Here is a 13792-nt window from a genome sequence, read left to right on the forward strand (position 1 = left end):
CTACACCGGTCCCATCGACGGTGAGATGGGCCCCAACTCCTGGCGGGGCTTCAGCCGCTTCATCAACGCGGATGCCTGGGACTCGGTCAGCTAACGACTTGGTACGCGATAGCCGGGGCCGTCAGAACAATTCGATGGGCCCCGGCGATCCTGCGAGACTGCTGACATGACTGGCACGATCGTGGTCGGCGACTACGACCCCCGATGGCCCGAGCGGTTTGAGGACCTGCGGCAGCGGCTTGCACCTCACATCGCGGACCTGGCTGTATCCATCGAGCATGTCGGAAGCACAGCCGTGCCCGGATGTGCCGCCAAGCCGATCATCGACCTCGACATCGTGGTGGCCGAGGACGCCACCATGCCCGCGCTGATCTCCCGGCTCACCGAGCGGGGCTACCGGCACGAAGGCGATCTGGGGATTCCGGGGCGGGAGGCCTTTCAAGCCCCTCCTGCGGCTCCCGAACATCACCTGTACAGCGTGGTCGCAGGCTCCAGACCCCACCTTGACCACGTCTTGCTCCGTGACTACCTACGTCAGCGGCCCGATGAAGTCCGGCGCTACAGCGCGTTGAAGGTGGCCCTCGCACAGCGGCTCCGTGCCGACAGCCAGGGCAGGCGGGACTACTCGAGGGCGAAGAGCGCTCTGGTGGAGGAACTGGTCGCGAAGTCCTACGTCGCTCGGGCCGCCGGAGAGCCATGACGTGAGGTGGCCGCACGGGTTGGTGATGTCGTGACGCATTACCGAGCCCGGGCGGCCTTGTCTCATCCTGCCTTCTGCGGCCGTGAGCGTGCACATCTCGGCGTCTTGATCGAGGAGTTGGCCGACGCCTGGCTGGGGCGGTGTGAGTCCGAGTTGCGTAAGCGTCGTGGCGGAGAGCGCAAGCGGGCCGCCGGAGCCGGGCCGGATCACAAGCTGGTCTTCACCGACAGGGTCCTGGTCACCGTGGTTCACCTGCGTCCGCAGCTGCCGCACGCGGCACTGGCCGGGCTCTACGGCGTCTCCCGCCCAACCGTCACCCGCGCCATCCACGAGATCCGCCCGCTGCTGGCTGTCCGCGGCTTCGCCGTCCCCGACCGGCCCGGCTGTCTTTATGGAGAGCACGGGGAAGCGAAGGGGCCCCTCACCACCGGCTGCCGCGCGGCCGTCGGACAGGCGGCTGCACGCGCTGTGCTTCGACCCGTCTCTGACGGGCTGTGGGGCCGTTCTCCTGCCGTTGCCGTGCCCATCCCTGCTGCTCGGCGAGGAGGCGGTGCGCGCCGGCATCCAGCAGTGCGCGCGGAACATCGGTACGTGCGTGTTTCGCGAGATTCAGCAGGGCGCCGGCCGCGGCCTGTTCGGCCGTCATCACCTTTGCGTAAGCGCCGATCAGGTTCTCGATCTGCCGCGGGTGCACGGAGTGGAAGCGCATCTCTCCCGGCAGTCGCTGCGGGTGGTGGTCGACGGAGTCGGTGACCAGAGCGCCCTGGGCCCGGCGCACGGCCGGCGGGGCGGCCATGGCGAGCTGCCACCCCGATGCCGGCAGACGGTACAGCGCTGCCGCCAGCCGGCCTTCGCCCCCGGCGTCGGCGAGGATCGCGGTACGGGTCCGGGGCTCGCCGGGCCGCTCCTCCGGCTTCCAGTGCGCACCGAACAGCAACTGCCCCACACGTACGACCACCGTGTGGGAGACGACCGCACCGGGGTGCGGCGTGACCTGGGGCAGCCGGACCACCTTGCCCTGGCGGACGATCTCGTAGCTCGGAGGAGGAAGCCGGGGATGGGCCCGGGGGTCCGCGAGGTCGACCACCCGGTGCCACGCCGCTGCGGCCTCCTGCCACGCCTGCGCCGAGCCCCGCAATGCGCCTGCGGTCTCCTTCAAGGCCGAGGCGACAGCCACGTCCTCGTGGCCCTCGGCGATCCGCAGCAGCACTCTTCCCGACAGCAGCCGTGCCATCGCGGTCCACCGGGACATCTGCTGCAGGTCCGAGCCGCTCAGCCGGTGGCCGGACCGGTCGTGCAGGGTCTCGAAGGCCACCCGCCCCAGCCGCTCGCAGTCCTCGCCGAGACGTGCGGTCACCTCCCGGGTCGGGTCCGACGGGGATGCCTGGACCGGCTCGACCGGCAGAGCGAGGGGAAAGGTGGCGATGCCCTCGTCGGCGTCCCAGGTGCCCGTCCGTCCGAAGACGCTGCCCTGATCGAGACAGCCGCGCGCTTCGGCGAAGGCAGCCTCGACACCCGGATCCCGAACCCCTGAGGACAGCGCATGGGCGACCCTCCCCGCCTCCCAGGCGAGTTCGGCCGTGCGGCGGGTGACGTACCCGCGGGCGGCCCTGGTGCCGAGCAGGTAGGCGTACGCGGTCACCGGGACCCGGTCCGGTCCGCGATGGCTCTCGACCAGGTCCCCCACTGCCGCAACGGCCTGCCCGGCACTGGTCAGCTCGTTCGGCAGGGGCACACCGCCGGCCTCGGCGGAAAGCAGGCGCCGAGCCGTTCGCAGCGCCCCGCGGGCCCTGTCCAACTGCGCGGCCAGGTCAACCTCGACCGGCGACTGCGTCTCCTCCGCACCCGCTTCCAGCCGGTCCCGCATCCGCCCGACGACTTGCTCCAGCTGCAGCGCCGCGGCGGATCGGAACGCCGGATCGGCCGAGGACGGTAACGCTTCGGCCGCCGCACGCAGATGTTCGCCCGCGATGTCGTAGAGATCGCCCAGGGTGGCCATGGCTACCGGTCCCGTACGGCGGCAAGGGCGTCGGCACCGGACCTCGCATGCCCGGCGGCCCGCTCCAGAACAGCCCGCCCCTCCCCCGCCTCCGCCGCTGCCGCTCGGTCCAGTGCGGCCTGCACGAGGCGCAGCAGCCGGACATGAGGGACGAGAGCCGCGGCTCCCGGAGGTACTGGCGGCAGCTCGTACGGTCGGCCGTGCTCGGGAAGGGGCAGCAACTGGCGGCCTGCCGAACAGGCCTGAGCCGCGATCATCGCCTCCAGCTCGTCCCCGCCGTCCCAGGTGACCGCGTCGGCCACGCGCCCGACCAGGTCGAAAGCGTCCCAGGCGGCGGCCAGGACACCGGAGAGCTCGGCCGGCTCCGGAGCCGCCCCGAGAACGGCCTCCAGCTCCTCGATCGGTGTGGGTGTCGTCATGCGCCCTGCCCCCCGTAGTGGTCTCCCAGTGATCGTTCCACCACGTACCGAAGCGGACCAAATGAGCTGTGGACATGAGTTGACCTGTGGACAGCCGGTGCCATCGGGTTCTGGTAGCGACAGTTCGTCGTTGATCGCCTTGAGCTGCGTCGGCGAGGCGACGGTGCTGGTCGCAGCCGTGGACGAGTGGCTGTGACCAGCACCGTCGCAACGGTCCTCAGACGACGTCGAATTCGTTGCCCTCGGGGTCCTGCATGGCGGCGGCGTAGAGCCCCATGTCCGGCTCATCCTTGGTCCGCAGCACGGTGGCACCGGCTTTGACCAGCCGTTCCACCGTAGCCTTGACCCGCTGTGTGCGGACGTCCAGCGGGACGTCACGGCCCCCACCGACCTTCAGGTCGAAGTGCCACCGGTTCTTGGCGACCTTCGGCTCCGGGACCTGCTGGAACCACACCCTCGGTCCGCGTCCCGCGGGATCGATGATGGACTCCGGAATATCCCCGGCACCGGCCGGCAACTCCGCCTCGGGCACCCCCATCGCCGCCCAGTAAGCACGCCATGTGGCGTGCCCGCCCGGCGGAGGCTCAGGCACGTAGGCCAGGGCCTCGGCCCAGAAAGCCACCATTCTCTGCGGATCGGAGCAGTCGATCGTCAGCTGCACTGTCATCTCCATGCTCGGAGCATCCCAGGCAGGTCTGACAGAGAAGTCAGGGCCTTCCTGCGAGCGGCTCCGGCCGCGGCCTGGCGCTGTTCCTGCTCGGTGACACCGGTCTTGCGGAACGAGTTCGTCTCGCTCGTTGCGGGCGGCGTCTTCGGCGGCGAAGTAGGCGGCAGGGCCAGGTGACGCTCTTTGAAAGTTGTACCAGGGGAACATGACGAAGCCCTTCCCTGGCGGAGGGAAGGGCTTCGTGAATGAGCGCTGGGCAGGCCTTGCACCTGCATTTCCCCACGGGAAGCGGGGCGTCTTTCCTTGGACCACCAACGCAGTGTCAGTCACCGCGAGTTGCGGCGAACTTTCAAGATCAACTATAACGCATGCGATCTCGATGAGGTACAGCACCGGCGGGGAACGGCGATGCCCCGGCTCCGAGGCGGGCATCACGACCAGCCGGCCACTGCCGGGCTCCGGCGTCGGGGATCAACCAGGCAGCGGTTAGGCACTGTCCGGCGGATCATGTGATTACTAAGATCTAGGTTCGTTCCCTGTTGGTCGGTGCCGGGGGACTGGGTGGATGCGGCAGTGATGAGCGGTGTGGATCCGGTGCTTCCCGCAGCGGACGGCGAACGGGGGCCTGTGGCGAGTCGACGGCTGCATGGGTGTCTCGGGGTGGCGGTGGCTCTGCTTCTCGCGGTATCCGCTGCGATGCTTCTGGGCAGGTCGTGGACCGCCTGTGACGTGGGAGTGAACAACGCGGCCAACAGCGGCTTCCTGCTTTGGCTGTTCATCCCGGGCCTCTGGACGATCCTGCTGCTGGTCTGGGTTGGGGTGGGCGCCCTTCTTGGGAACCGTCCCCTTCTCCATGCCTTTGCCCTCGCGGTGACACTCCTCGGTGTTGTCTGGTGTGTCATCTCGATCTTCTGGGAGGGCGCCGCCACTCCTCCGTGCCCCAGCGGCGTGCCCCAGTGGTGGCCGAGCTTCATCCCTGCCCCGGGATTCTGAGAGCTTGGTCCCGGTATTTCACGGCCTGAGCCAGAGACGGACTGCTGCTGCTGTGACGTGCCGTGGAAGACGTAGGCTCTTGAGGCGGTTGATGGTCTGGCTTATCGAGCAGTTGCGACGTCGCTTGTCGATGGGCTTGGGAGGCATTCTGTTCCGCGAGAGAGTGGTGTTGATGAGTTAGGGAGGCACCAGGTCTCTTGTCAGGGCGGCAGCGGGATGCTCTTGCGAGTGGCGTTGAATGGAGCGGGCCTGCGCTGAGACTGCTGCACCTGTCCGCCGGCATCGGTGGCGGCATCCCCGGCCACCTTGACCTGCGGCCGACGTTCCACAACACGGGCGCCGGCCTCCTGTCGCAAGAGGCGGCCTGAGGTCAGGGCAGGCGGATGTTGTCGTACCTGGTGTTCGGCTCCCCGTTGGCGTACACGCGCGGGGAGGTGAACACCCCGGCCAGCTCCTTGTCGGCGATCGTTCTGCGGGGAAGGCTCAGCCCGTAGTGCTCGCCCATCAGCCGGTACACGTCCCGGATGTCCGGCACATGCAGCCCCCACTCGTCCGGCTCGTCGGGGAAGTCGGGGTCTGGGTCGACGCTGCCGAGCCCGATCTCGGCGATCATCCGCTGGGTGAGGGGGTGATCCGCCCTGACCGCCTCGTGGACTTCGCCGTCGAAGTAACCCCAGTCCAGCTTTCCGTCCACGATGACGCCGATGTTGGGTGGGTCCATGGTGCTGTCTTCGATGGCCAGCCAGGTGCGGTTCTCCCACAGATGCTTCACGTGGTCAGGGCGCTGCATGTAGAAGCCGTCGCTCCCCCCGCACAGGGCGAAGGCCCACCCTGCGTGCTCGCCCAGCCTGGCCCAGTCCGGGACGTTCCAGGCCCGGTGCAACGCCGTGTCGAACGCGTCGGGAGACATGATGCCGAGGCCGGGATCCGCCCCCCGCATGGCCGCCAGCTCCTCGACACTCACGCCTTTGACCATCTCCAGGTAGGAGAAGCCCGAGGAGGCGAGGTCCTGCTGTATCCACTCGAATCCGTCATCGCTCATGATCGGAAGTGTGGCAGCGGCGTCTGACAGCCTGGCCCTGGGACCGTGACCTGAGCCGCACGACACCGGGCCGACTGCCGTGTCGCAAGAGCTGGTGTCCTGCGCCGGAAACCCATCGGTAGTTCCGTGGCACTGCCTCTGCCAGGTCCCGCTCACCGGCCAAGTATGTGCCGGCCGTCCGCAGCGCCGCCCGACCTGTCTACGGACCTCCGACGCAGGACACCAGTACTCCAGGGTTACCGGCGAGCCTGAGCTGCGGCGACGGACGGAGGGCCGAGCCGGCGTGGTGGCCTGCCACAGCACTGCCGTCATTTCTCTTCGACATTCACGAGTCGGCTGATCGACCACTGACTCCGGAACCGGTCGACAATCGCTGTTTCTTGAGATGCACGAAGCCAATGGTCCGCTCGACCTCGTTGCGGCGCCTGTATCGGTCTGATTCGGAGCCGGTTGGTCTTCCGCCCGCACTGCCTTTGCGTCGACGATTGGCGCGTTGGTCCTTCGGTTCCGGGATGGTGTGCTTGATCGGCTCCGGGGATCAATGGAACCGTGGTTGGCACTGAGATCGATTTTGCTGGTTACTCGTCCTCTGAGCGCTGGAGAACCTGCGCCTGAAGACGTGCGCGAAGGTCGGCTTCCTTGGGCGTCAGCGGGCCGCCCGTCCGCATCCGCCAGCCCGAGGACCCGCTCACCGCCGAGGAGATCGACCTCCGTGAACGGCTCCAGGCCCAGCCCCACCCGAACGCCGAGACGCGGTAGGCCCGTCCGTGACCGGCCCCAAGTCCATGCGTCACCGGCTTAGCGTTACTGACTTCGGCTTGTCAGGGTGACGTTGGGGTGTCGAGGGTCAGGCCGGTGCCGGCTATGAAGCCGTCGAGGGTCTCGGGCCGGTACTGCAGGCGTTTGAGCCGGTTGCGGACGAGGGCCTCGAGCCGGTCGAGGGCGACCACGGCGAGGTTGGCCAGGCTGCGCTTGACGTGTGCCCAGACCCACTCCACGGGGTTGAGGTCCGGCGAGTAGGCGGGCAGCGGGAACACCGTCAGCCAGGCACGTTCGGCGATCAAGTCGCGCATGGCGTGGGAGACGTGGGTGTTCAGACGGTCCCAGACCAGCACGATCGGCGCCTTGACCAGCTGGTGGACGCCGTCGACCAGCGCGATGAAGTCGCGCTCGCCCATGCTGCGGCGCTTGCCTCTGCCCGCGGGATGGGATCGCAGACGGTGGCACAGCCGGGTACGGGAGCCGGGCCGCATGGCGATCAGCCCGGCCACCGACAGACGTCCCGAGCGCCGGCCGCTGACCGTCACGACAGGGGTGCGGCCCCGTCGGCCCCAGGTGCGTCCTTTGGGCGGCCGGCGGGTGAAGCCTGCCTCGTCCTCGAAGCAGATGTAGCCCCCGCAGGCCGCCCGCGCTCTTTACCTCCGCCCAGGTCGCCTCCTTCCACGCAGTGACGGCCTGCTCGTCGCGCTCAGCGACCTTCCGCACGGGGACCTGCGGGCTGAAGCCGAGCCGGTGCATCAGCCTCGTGGCGCCCGAGACGCTGTAGGAGACGTGGAACTTCCGGCCGATCAGCGTGGCCACCCGCGCCGCGGTCCACACCTGGTCCTCCACCCAGCCGTGTTCTGCTGGGCCCTGTTCCAGGTACACGGCCAGTTTCTCCAGGCAGCGCGGGGACAGACGGCATCGAGATCCGCTCGGGCCGCGGGAGGCCAGTGCCCCGGCCCCACCCTCCCGCCACAATTGGTGCCACTGGTAGGCCGACTTCGGGCTCACCCGCAGTCGTCGCGCGACCTCCGGTGCCTTGACTCCCCGCTCGAACAGCTCGGCCGCCTGGATCCGTACCACTTCCCGGCGCTCACGGCCCGCGGCGGTCAGCCCGCCCCCATCCGCATATCTCACACACCACCGGATACAGCCACCGCTCCAGACCCGTCAGGGCCTTCGCGAAGGTTCACCCTGACGAGCCGAAGTCAGGTAGTCAATCGTGATGGTTCGGGAACGGCGGCGGAGCGGTGTGGCCGGCGGGGAGGTTCCCGGTGAACATGAACTCCTCCAGGGCCGTCACGAGCGCGGTCCGGCTCCTGGTGTTCCAGGTGCCGAGAGGGGTGGGCTCGCGGGTGCTCCGTCTCTTCCGTCCGAATCCGGCGAGCCGGAGGAAGTCGACGCCGTAGGCCCCCTTGGGATCGCCCTCCGGCTCCCAGCGCGCGTCGAAGCAGAGCCCGTCGTGCACCCGGTGGCCGCTCACCAGCGCGGAGCCGTAGAACCACTCGATGGTCTCCGGTGAAGGGTCCACGGCGTAGAGGCTGTTGATGTCGATCCGCCAGCCGGGTGCCACGCGCAGGGGCTGCAGCCCTCGCCAGACCTCGCTCATGCCGTCCGCCGTCCGTTCGTCCGTCCGGCGGCGCGTTCGCGGGCGTCCGCCGTGATCGTCCCGTCCACGGGGACCACCCTCGCATGGTAGGCCGACTTCGGGCTCACCCGCAGTCGTCGCGCGACCTCCGGTGCCTTGACTCCCCGCTCGAACAGCTCGGCCGCCTGGATCCGTACCACTTCCCGGCGCTCACGGCCCGCGGCGGTCAGCCCGCCCCCATCCGCATATCTCACCCACCACCGGATACAGCCACCGCTCCAGACCCGTCAGGGCCTTCGCGAAGGTTCACCCTGACGAGCCGAAGTCAGTAACTGCTGTACCGATGTTCCAACCGCCGCGTGACCAGCGGTCTGGCTTCGGCTGGTCACGGACCAGCGGCGATGGCGCGCTGGACCGAGCCGCTGCGCGTCACGCTGTCCGGCTTCGGCGGGCAGCGTGATACAGACGCCAGAACTTTCGGTTCCGGTCGGGGAGTTGACGGATTGAGGTGGGTGCCTGGACATAATTCGCAGGTGTGCGGCAATGGCAAGGACCTATTCTGCCCGTCATGATCGACTGGAAGAGCGTAGAGGCCGCCGACTGTGCCGTGCCCGCCGACCGGCCCATGGACGACCTCGTCCGCGAGCTGTCCCGCGCGCTGGCGGATCCCGATCCACTGGTCCGGGACGGCGCGCCCCACACCGTCCTCGCGACCTGGATCGCCCGAGGCGTGATCGGGAGGTCCCGGCGGCTGGAGCTGGGTGACGAGATGGCCGTCCGGTTCACCGACCCGCGGGTCGAGGCCCGCGCCTTCGCCCCACTCGTGCTCGACATGCTGGTGACCGCGGGGGACTTCAAGGCCGGCTGGGTGGACGCGTTCGAGCGCTGGTACCCGGCCGAGCGGGATCTACGCGGGCACGACGAGACGCTCGGCTGGCTGCACGCGGTGGCCCACGGTGCGGACCTGCTCGCCGGCTTCGGCTGCCACCCCGAGGTGGCGCCGGTGCGGATGCTGGACCTCGCCGCCGCGCGGCTGACGGCGCCCACCGACCACGTCTACGACCAGCTGGAGGACGACCGCCTGGCCCGGGCGATCGCCCGGGTCCTCACCCGCACCGACCTGAGCGAAAGCGACGCCGTCGGCTGGCTGGACCCGATCGCCGACCGCTTCGGGGCCGACCGCATCAGCGTCCCGGTGCCCGCCCACATCAGCAACTGCCTGCGCACCCTGCGCCTGCTCTACGTCCTCGCCGACCGGGGCGTGCGCCCCACCAGCGAACTGCCCGCACAGCCCCTCTACCACCGCGACGCGTTCAAGTCCGCCATCGCCACCGTCCTCGACCGGATCGTCAGACGCTGACCGACCACATCCGGTCCGGCTGGGCAGGCCGGCGCGCACGCCCACCGCAGACGACGGGGCTGGCACTGGTCGCGCACACCGGCCACCTCCTCAAGGAGAGCGGCGGGACGCGGAGCCGTACGCCGCTGGCGATCACACAAGGTAACCAGTCGGTCGGACTCCTCGGAGAACTGGCGACGGTTGAATACGAGAGCCCACCAGTACCGAGGCCGGATCAGGAGAGCCATCGGGCGGCATCCGCCTTCCCCGGGAACAGGATCCCGTCGAGCACGGTGCGGTGATCGTTCCACCGGCCTCCCCGCCTGCCGGAAAGCGGCAGATGCGGCTCCACAAGCGGCCACTCGCGATTCGTTGGATCTCCCCGCCCCATGACCGAACCAACGAGCGACCGATCGGAAAGTCGCATGATCCGCCGGACAATGCCTAGACGGGTGGTGGCGGCGGAGGGTTGCCCGGAAGAGCCGGATTCTCCGGGTGACGTACGTCGCCGCTGCCGAGCAGGACGCGGGCCCGGACCCGCATCGGCTCGTCGCCGCGCCGGGAGAGCAGGACCAGCTCGTCGACCAGGGCCGTCATGGGGCCGAGGAGGGCCTCCGCCTTGCGGGCGAGGGGGTGCGGGTCCGGGGTACGGCCGAGGGACAGGTGCGGGGTGTAGCCGTGCGAGTGCGATCCGCAGAGCGGGAAGCGGAGCTCCAGGGACTCCCGCAGCCGCGCCCAGGGCTCGTGGTCGGCGGCGGCCGGGTCGAGCCAGACGGTGGCGTCCTCGCGGTGTCCGAACCAGTGGACGCCCGCCAGGCGGGCGGTGAACGGCGGCGTCTCGGCGAGCGCCGCGGCGACCAGCGGCAGGGCCCGGGCGAACTCGGCCTCGGGGACGAAACCGAAGAGTACGTTGACGTGCGGCGGCCAGCGGCGGATCTGCCGGTCGTGTTCGCGGCGAATGTGCTGGATCGGCGGCCACAACTCCGCCGGCGGCAGCCAGGCGACGGCGGTGCGGTTCGTCGACGGGACGGCGAGGACGTCGCCGGGTGCCGGGGCCGGCACGGGACCGACCTGCCCGACGAGGGTCTCGTCGAGTCGGTCGATGCCGGAGGCGCGGTCCCAGACGACCTGGCCGTCCGCCTCGAAGAACACCACCCGGTGCCAGGGGATCTCCCCGCCCGGTACGAAGTCGCCGAGCAGGACCCGCTTCGGCGGGGCCCCGCGCTCGGCTATCCCCATCACGAACCGCTCGGGGTCGAAGCGCGGGTCCCAGAGCACCCGGTGGTAGATTTCGTCGCTGGTGTGCACGTCAGCACCTGCCCTCAACTATCAGGGTGACGCGCGCCCGGTCGGCCCTGCAATTCAGCGCCCGGCCCGCCACCTCACTGCGGTTACGGCAGGAGAGCGAAAGGCAGCGACGGTTTTCGCCCCCGGACTCCCACCTTGGACACCAGGGGACAAGTAACCCGCGAGTAGGACTGTTGGCGTCCACCATTTGCCGACGTTGATCCCCGACACGGGTTGCCGACCCTGCCGACTTGCGAGAACCCTCTGGTCGGCTGAGTGTCGACAGACCCTTGTTTCCCGGTACTTGTCCATTGCGGTTGGTGACGGCGTTCTTCCCTCGCAGTCGGCCGAACCGCTGACCAGCGAAGACGTACCTACTTTGCGCCTGGTGTCCGAGGTAGGAGTCCGGGGCCGGGACGGTGGGCACGTGAACGACTGGGCCGCCGGCCAGGGATCTCGTTCCGGCCAACTGCCCGGTTCGACATCCCGACCACCACACGTAGTTGCCGCATCCGGCCCTCCCGCCGAGTCAGCGTCATTCTGGCTGCTCGCGCTGCTTCGCCTGCACCTTGAGCCACGGATTCTCCGCCCTCGACTGGGCCCGGTCCAGATACTCCCGCTTCACCACGGCCGAGCCGGGCTTCCATCGGCCCTGCATCGTCGGGTCCCCGCCGGCGTCCGCGATCTCCTGGGCACCGCCGCGGCGCAGCCCGTGCGCGGTGACGTCCTGCCAGTTCTTGAACCCGGCCTTGTGCGCGCGCCCTCGGACGATGTCGTTGACGGCGTCCCCGGTCAGGTGGTCGCCCCGCCTGGTCGCGGTGGACCGGTTCTGCAGGGTGCCGGCCACCGTCAGGGCGCGCAGCACCGGCCCGGAGCGCACACCGAGGCCGTGCAGGCAGTTCAGCCAGTCCCGGGTGGCCTGCACCGGGTCGTACAGCGGGTTGTCCGAGTCGGCGGGGATCCAGGTCTCCTCGCCTCTGGCGGCCTGGTCGGTCTTGGAGTACGCGACCCACTCGGCCACGCCGCCGTCGTCGACCTCAAGGTCCTCGATGAGGAGGTCGGCGAGCTCGATGCGCCGGTTGAGGGCTTTGCGGCCGACGAGGAGAACGAACCGGTCCCGCAGCCCGATGGGGTGCCGCCGGTCGCAGGTGTCGACCATCGCCCGGCCCATCTCGGCCGTGATGGGCGGCGCCTTCTTCACCCGGTTCCGCTTGCGCCAGTCCTTGCGGTAGTCGTTGAGCAGGCGGCGGGCGACCGTGGTGCCGGGCTTCTTGTCGTCGGGCATCCAGGTGCGGATCGCGGACATGTGGGTGGCGATCGTGTTCGGGGAGGCTTCCCGGGCGATCATCGAGGCGACGTACTCGATGTAGGTGGCGGTGGTGCAGGGACGGGCGACACGGCCCATGTCGTCGCACCAGCGCTCGAAGATGCCGCGCTGGGACCGGTAGTTCTTGTTGGTGTTGTGCCCGTCGGCGTACGCCTTGAGCCGCTCGGCGGTCCCCGGCGAGAGGTACAGATCCCGTTCGGTGTACGTCGGCTGGTCGGCGGCCGTGGGGAGCGTTTCACCGGGCATCAGGACGGTGTTCTGGTCCACCAGCGGCTTCATGGCGGGGGCCGAGCCGACGACGGCCGGCAGCAGCTCGCCGTCCCCGACGAGTTCGGCGTCGACAACTTCGGTGCGGTCGAGTTCGTTCGCCGTGGTCATGGCGTCACCGAGCCGCGGCCGGAGCGGGAGCGACCGACATGGGCGGGCGGCCTTTCTTGGCCAGGCGGCCGAGGAGTGCTCGCCGCATCGCCCACCGCCGGTTCTCCTCCGGGAACGCCTTCGGAACCCCGGCCATCAGGTGCTGTAGGACGATGTCGCTCATGTACCCCTCCCCCGCATGATCGTTCCTGGCGAACCACCCTCGTATAAGGGAAATTATACGAGGGTGGTGGTTATGAGATGGTCCCGTCGCGCGGATTCTGATTGGGGCGAAGGAACATTAACTGGAGTCAGACGTGACGTTGCCCCCACCGCGACTACCCAGCAAGCGGAACACTCGAACAGTGCGATTCTTCGCTGAGAGCGATCCTAAGCTCCGGCGTCGTTTCGGGCCGAGCGCACTCCGTGCTCTCAGGGCCCGATTGGGACGACAGGCATCTGCGTCGACTTCGGCCTTGTCACGTTGGCCGAGGGATGATTCTCCGAGGTTGTGTCAGGGTGCGGGGCGCCGGGTCTGGGTCAGGCATCGGCGGGCTGTGCGACGGTCCCGGTGATCTGGTCCCAGATGGCGAAGCGGATGATCATTTCGGTGCGGTGGCCGGGGGGCGGTCATCCGGTGCCGGCGTGGCCGGAAGTGGGGTGAGATGCCGCTGAACGCGGACAGGAATCTCTGGGCTCCTTTGACGCTGCGGAAGCCTTTCATGGCGCGTTCGCGCTGCCTCGTTGGCTGGTGGGAGTTCTCGGCCCGGTTGTTCGGGCCCTTGTGGGGGCGGTGCTCGACCGAGGGCATCACCTCGCGGTGGGCCGCCCCGTAGGAACGGAGCTTGTCCGTGACGATCCCCCCTCGGCACGGCCCCGATTCCTTTGAGGAGCCGACGGAAGAAGCGCCTGGCTGCAGCCTTGCTGCGCCGGTTCTGGACGAGGATGTCCAGCACGTTGCCGTCCTGGTCGACCGCGCGCCAGAGGTACTTCTGCTCACCGTTGATCGTGATGAAGACCTCGTCGAAGTGCCACTTGTCGCCGGGGCGGGGACGCCGGCGGCGCAGCGCGTTGGCGTAGGACTGCCCGAACTTCAGGCACCACCGACGGATCGTCTCGTGCGACTGTCCCGGCTGCCGCACCACAAGACGCTCGACGAGTACGACTATTCGTTCCAGCCAGACCTCGACCCGCGGAAGGTCAAGGACCTCGCCACCCTCTCGTTCGTCGACGGCAAGGCGAATGCCGCCCTGCTCGGGCCGCCCGGGGTCGGCAAGACCCACATCGCCGTCGCTCTCGCGGTCGCGGCCTG

Annotated in this window: 11 protein-coding genes and 7 pseudogenes; 5 read left to right on the plus strand and 13 right to left on the minus strand. The window is 69.1% G+C overall.

Going from position 1 to position 13792, the window contains the following annotated elements; all coding sequences use genetic code 11:
- Window positions 1–166 precede the first annotated feature (166 nt).
- A complete protein-coding gene (locus ACWCQ6_RS32590) occupies window positions 167–700 on the plus strand; it encodes a GrpB family protein (RefSeq protein ID WP_451095405.1) in 534 nt (177 codons plus the stop codon).
- Between the two features lie 30 nt (window positions 701–730).
- Window positions 731–1048, plus strand: a pseudogene (locus ACWCQ6_RS32595) (helix-turn-helix domain-containing protein); the annotation flags it as partial.
- A gap of 73 nt (window positions 1049–1121) precedes the next feature.
- Here ACWCQ6_RS32595 and ACWCQ6_RS32600 read toward each other — a convergent pair.
- The 3 genes from ACWCQ6_RS32600 to ACWCQ6_RS32610 all read right to left on the minus strand — a co-directional run bounded on the left by ACWCQ6_RS32600 (window position 1122) and on the right by ACWCQ6_RS32610 (window position 3791).
- On the minus strand, window positions 1122–2699 hold the full coding sequence (locus ACWCQ6_RS32600; RefSeq protein ID WP_451095407.1) for a hypothetical protein: 1578 nt from the start codon (window positions 2697–2699) through the stop codon (window positions 1122–1124).
- A gap of 2 nt (window positions 2700–2701) precedes the next feature.
- Window positions 2702–3118, minus strand: coding sequence for a hypothetical protein (locus tag ACWCQ6_RS32605; RefSeq protein ID WP_451095409.1), 417 nt, complete (start codon window positions 3116–3118; stop codon window positions 2702–2704).
- Between the two features lie 217 nt (window positions 3119–3335).
- Window positions 3336–3791, minus strand: coding sequence for a VOC family protein (locus ACWCQ6_RS32610; RefSeq protein WP_451095411.1), 456 nt, complete (start codon window positions 3789–3791; stop codon window positions 3336–3338).
- 570 nt (window positions 3792–4361) lie between these two features.
- Here ACWCQ6_RS32610 and ACWCQ6_RS32615 point away from each other — a divergent pair.
- Window positions 4362–4778, plus strand: coding sequence for a hypothetical protein (locus ACWCQ6_RS32615; RefSeq protein ID WP_451095413.1), 417 nt, complete (start codon window positions 4362–4364; stop codon window positions 4776–4778).
- Window positions 4779–5148: 370 nt separating this feature from the next.
- Here ACWCQ6_RS32615 and ACWCQ6_RS32620 read toward each other — a convergent pair whose 3' ends face one another.
- The 5 genes and pseudogenes from ACWCQ6_RS32620 to ACWCQ6_RS32640 form a co-directional block, all read right to left on the minus strand.
- Window positions 5149–5820 (minus strand): hypothetical protein, encoded by a 672-nt coding sequence (locus tag ACWCQ6_RS32620; protein WP_451095415.1) that lies wholly within the window; start codon window positions 5818–5820, stop codon window positions 5149–5151.
- A gap of 397 nt (window positions 5821–6217) precedes the next feature.
- Window positions 6218–6346, minus strand: a pseudogene (locus tag ACWCQ6_RS32625) (IS5/IS1182 family transposase); the annotation flags it as partial.
- 295 nt (window positions 6347–6641) lie between these two features.
- Window positions 6642–7719 (minus strand): IS630 family transposase gene (locus tag ACWCQ6_RS32630; protein ID WP_451095417.1). Its coding sequence is split into 2 segments (ribosomal slippage): window positions 6642–7224 and window positions 7223–7719, totalling 1080 coding nucleotides; the frame shifts between segments, so codons are not numbered across the junction.
- A 79-nt stretch (window positions 7720–7798) separates the two neighbouring features.
- Window positions 7799–8191: a hypothetical protein gene (locus ACWCQ6_RS32635; protein WP_451095419.1), complete on the minus strand. Its 393-nt coding sequence runs from the start codon at window positions 8189–8191 to the stop codon at window positions 7799–7801.
- Window positions 8192–8277: 86 nt separating this feature from the next.
- Window positions 8278–8424: pseudogene (locus ACWCQ6_RS32640) on the minus strand (helix-turn-helix domain-containing protein); the annotation flags it as partial.
- A 314-nt stretch (window positions 8425–8738) separates the two neighbouring features.
- Between ACWCQ6_RS32640 and ACWCQ6_RS32645 the strand changes: the two are divergent.
- Entirely contained in the window at window positions 8739–9530 is a 792-nt protein-coding gene (locus tag ACWCQ6_RS32645; RefSeq protein WP_451095421.1) for a DUF2785 domain-containing protein, read from the plus strand.
- Between the two features lie 250 nt (window positions 9531–9780).
- On the opposite strand, the pseudogene ACWCQ6_RS32650 reads toward ACWCQ6_RS32645, so the two are convergent.
- The 5 genes and pseudogenes from ACWCQ6_RS32650 to ACWCQ6_RS32670 all read right to left on the minus strand — a co-directional run.
- A pseudogene (locus ACWCQ6_RS32650) lies at window positions 9781–9900 on the minus strand (transposase); the annotation flags it as partial.
- Between the two features lie 98 nt (window positions 9901–9998).
- Window positions 9999–10817, minus strand: a pseudogene (locus ACWCQ6_RS32655) (RNA repair domain-containing protein); the annotation flags it as partial.
- A gap of 514 nt (window positions 10818–11331) precedes the next feature.
- The gene (locus ACWCQ6_RS32660) at window positions 11332–12501 is read right to left on the minus strand and encodes a tyrosine-type recombinase/integrase (protein ID WP_451095423.1); all 1170 of its coding nucleotides are present in this window, start codon (window positions 12499–12501) and stop codon (window positions 11332–11334) included.
- 4 nt (window positions 12502–12505) lie between these two features.
- On the minus strand, window positions 12506–12664 hold the full coding sequence (locus tag ACWCQ6_RS32665) for a hypothetical protein (protein WP_451095425.1): 159 nt from the start codon (window positions 12662–12664) through the stop codon (window positions 12506–12508).
- Between the two features lie 356 nt (window positions 12665–13020).
- Window positions 13021–13634, minus strand: a pseudogene (locus ACWCQ6_RS32670) (IS6 family transposase); the annotation flags it as partial.
- On the opposite strand from ACWCQ6_RS32670, the pseudogene ACWCQ6_RS32675 reads away from it, so the two are divergent.
- Window positions 13599–13792 (plus strand): annotated as a pseudogene (locus ACWCQ6_RS32675) (ATP-binding protein); the annotation flags it as partial. The pseudogenes ACWCQ6_RS32670 and ACWCQ6_RS32675 overlap by 36 nt on opposite strands.

The organism is Streptomyces sp. NPDC001880, assembly GCF_053594575.1.

Excerpts from the sequence above, each read along its gene's own strand:
- ACWCQ6_RS32590 (WP_451095405.1), top strand. The coding sequence starts at position 167 with ATGACTGGCACGATCGTGGTCGGCGACTACGACCCCCGATGGCCCGAG.
- ACWCQ6_RS32600 (WP_451095407.1), bottom strand. The coding sequence starts at position 2,699 with ATGGCCACCCTGGGCGATCTCTACGACATCGCGGGCGAACATCTGCGT.
- ACWCQ6_RS32605 (WP_451095409.1), bottom strand. The coding sequence starts at position 3,118 with ATGACGACACCCACACCGATCGAGGAGCTGGAGGCCGTTCTCGGGGCG.
- ACWCQ6_RS32610 (WP_451095411.1), bottom strand. The coding sequence starts at position 3,791 with ATGGAGATGACAGTGCAGCTGACGATCGACTGCTCCGATCCGCAGAGA.
- ACWCQ6_RS32615 (WP_451095413.1), top strand. The coding sequence starts at position 4,362 with ATGAGCGGTGTGGATCCGGTGCTTCCCGCAGCGGACGGCGAACGGGGG.
- ACWCQ6_RS32620 (WP_451095415.1), bottom strand. The coding sequence starts at position 5,820 with ATGAGCGATGACGGATTCGAGTGGATACAGCAGGACCTCGCCTCCTCG.
- ACWCQ6_RS32635 (WP_451095419.1), bottom strand. The coding sequence starts at position 8,191 with ATGAGCGAGGTCTGGCGAGGGCTGCAGCCCCTGCGCGTGGCACCCGGC.
- ACWCQ6_RS32645 (WP_451095421.1), top strand. The coding sequence starts at position 8,739 with ATGATCGACTGGAAGAGCGTAGAGGCCGCCGACTGTGCCGTGCCCGCC.
- ACWCQ6_RS32660 (WP_451095423.1), bottom strand. The coding sequence starts at position 12,501 with ATGACCACGGCGAACGAACTCGACCGCACCGAAGTTGTCGACGCCGAA.
- ACWCQ6_RS32665 (WP_451095425.1), bottom strand. The coding sequence starts at position 12,664 with ATGAGCGACATCGTCCTACAGCACCTGATGGCCGGGGTTCCGAAGGCG.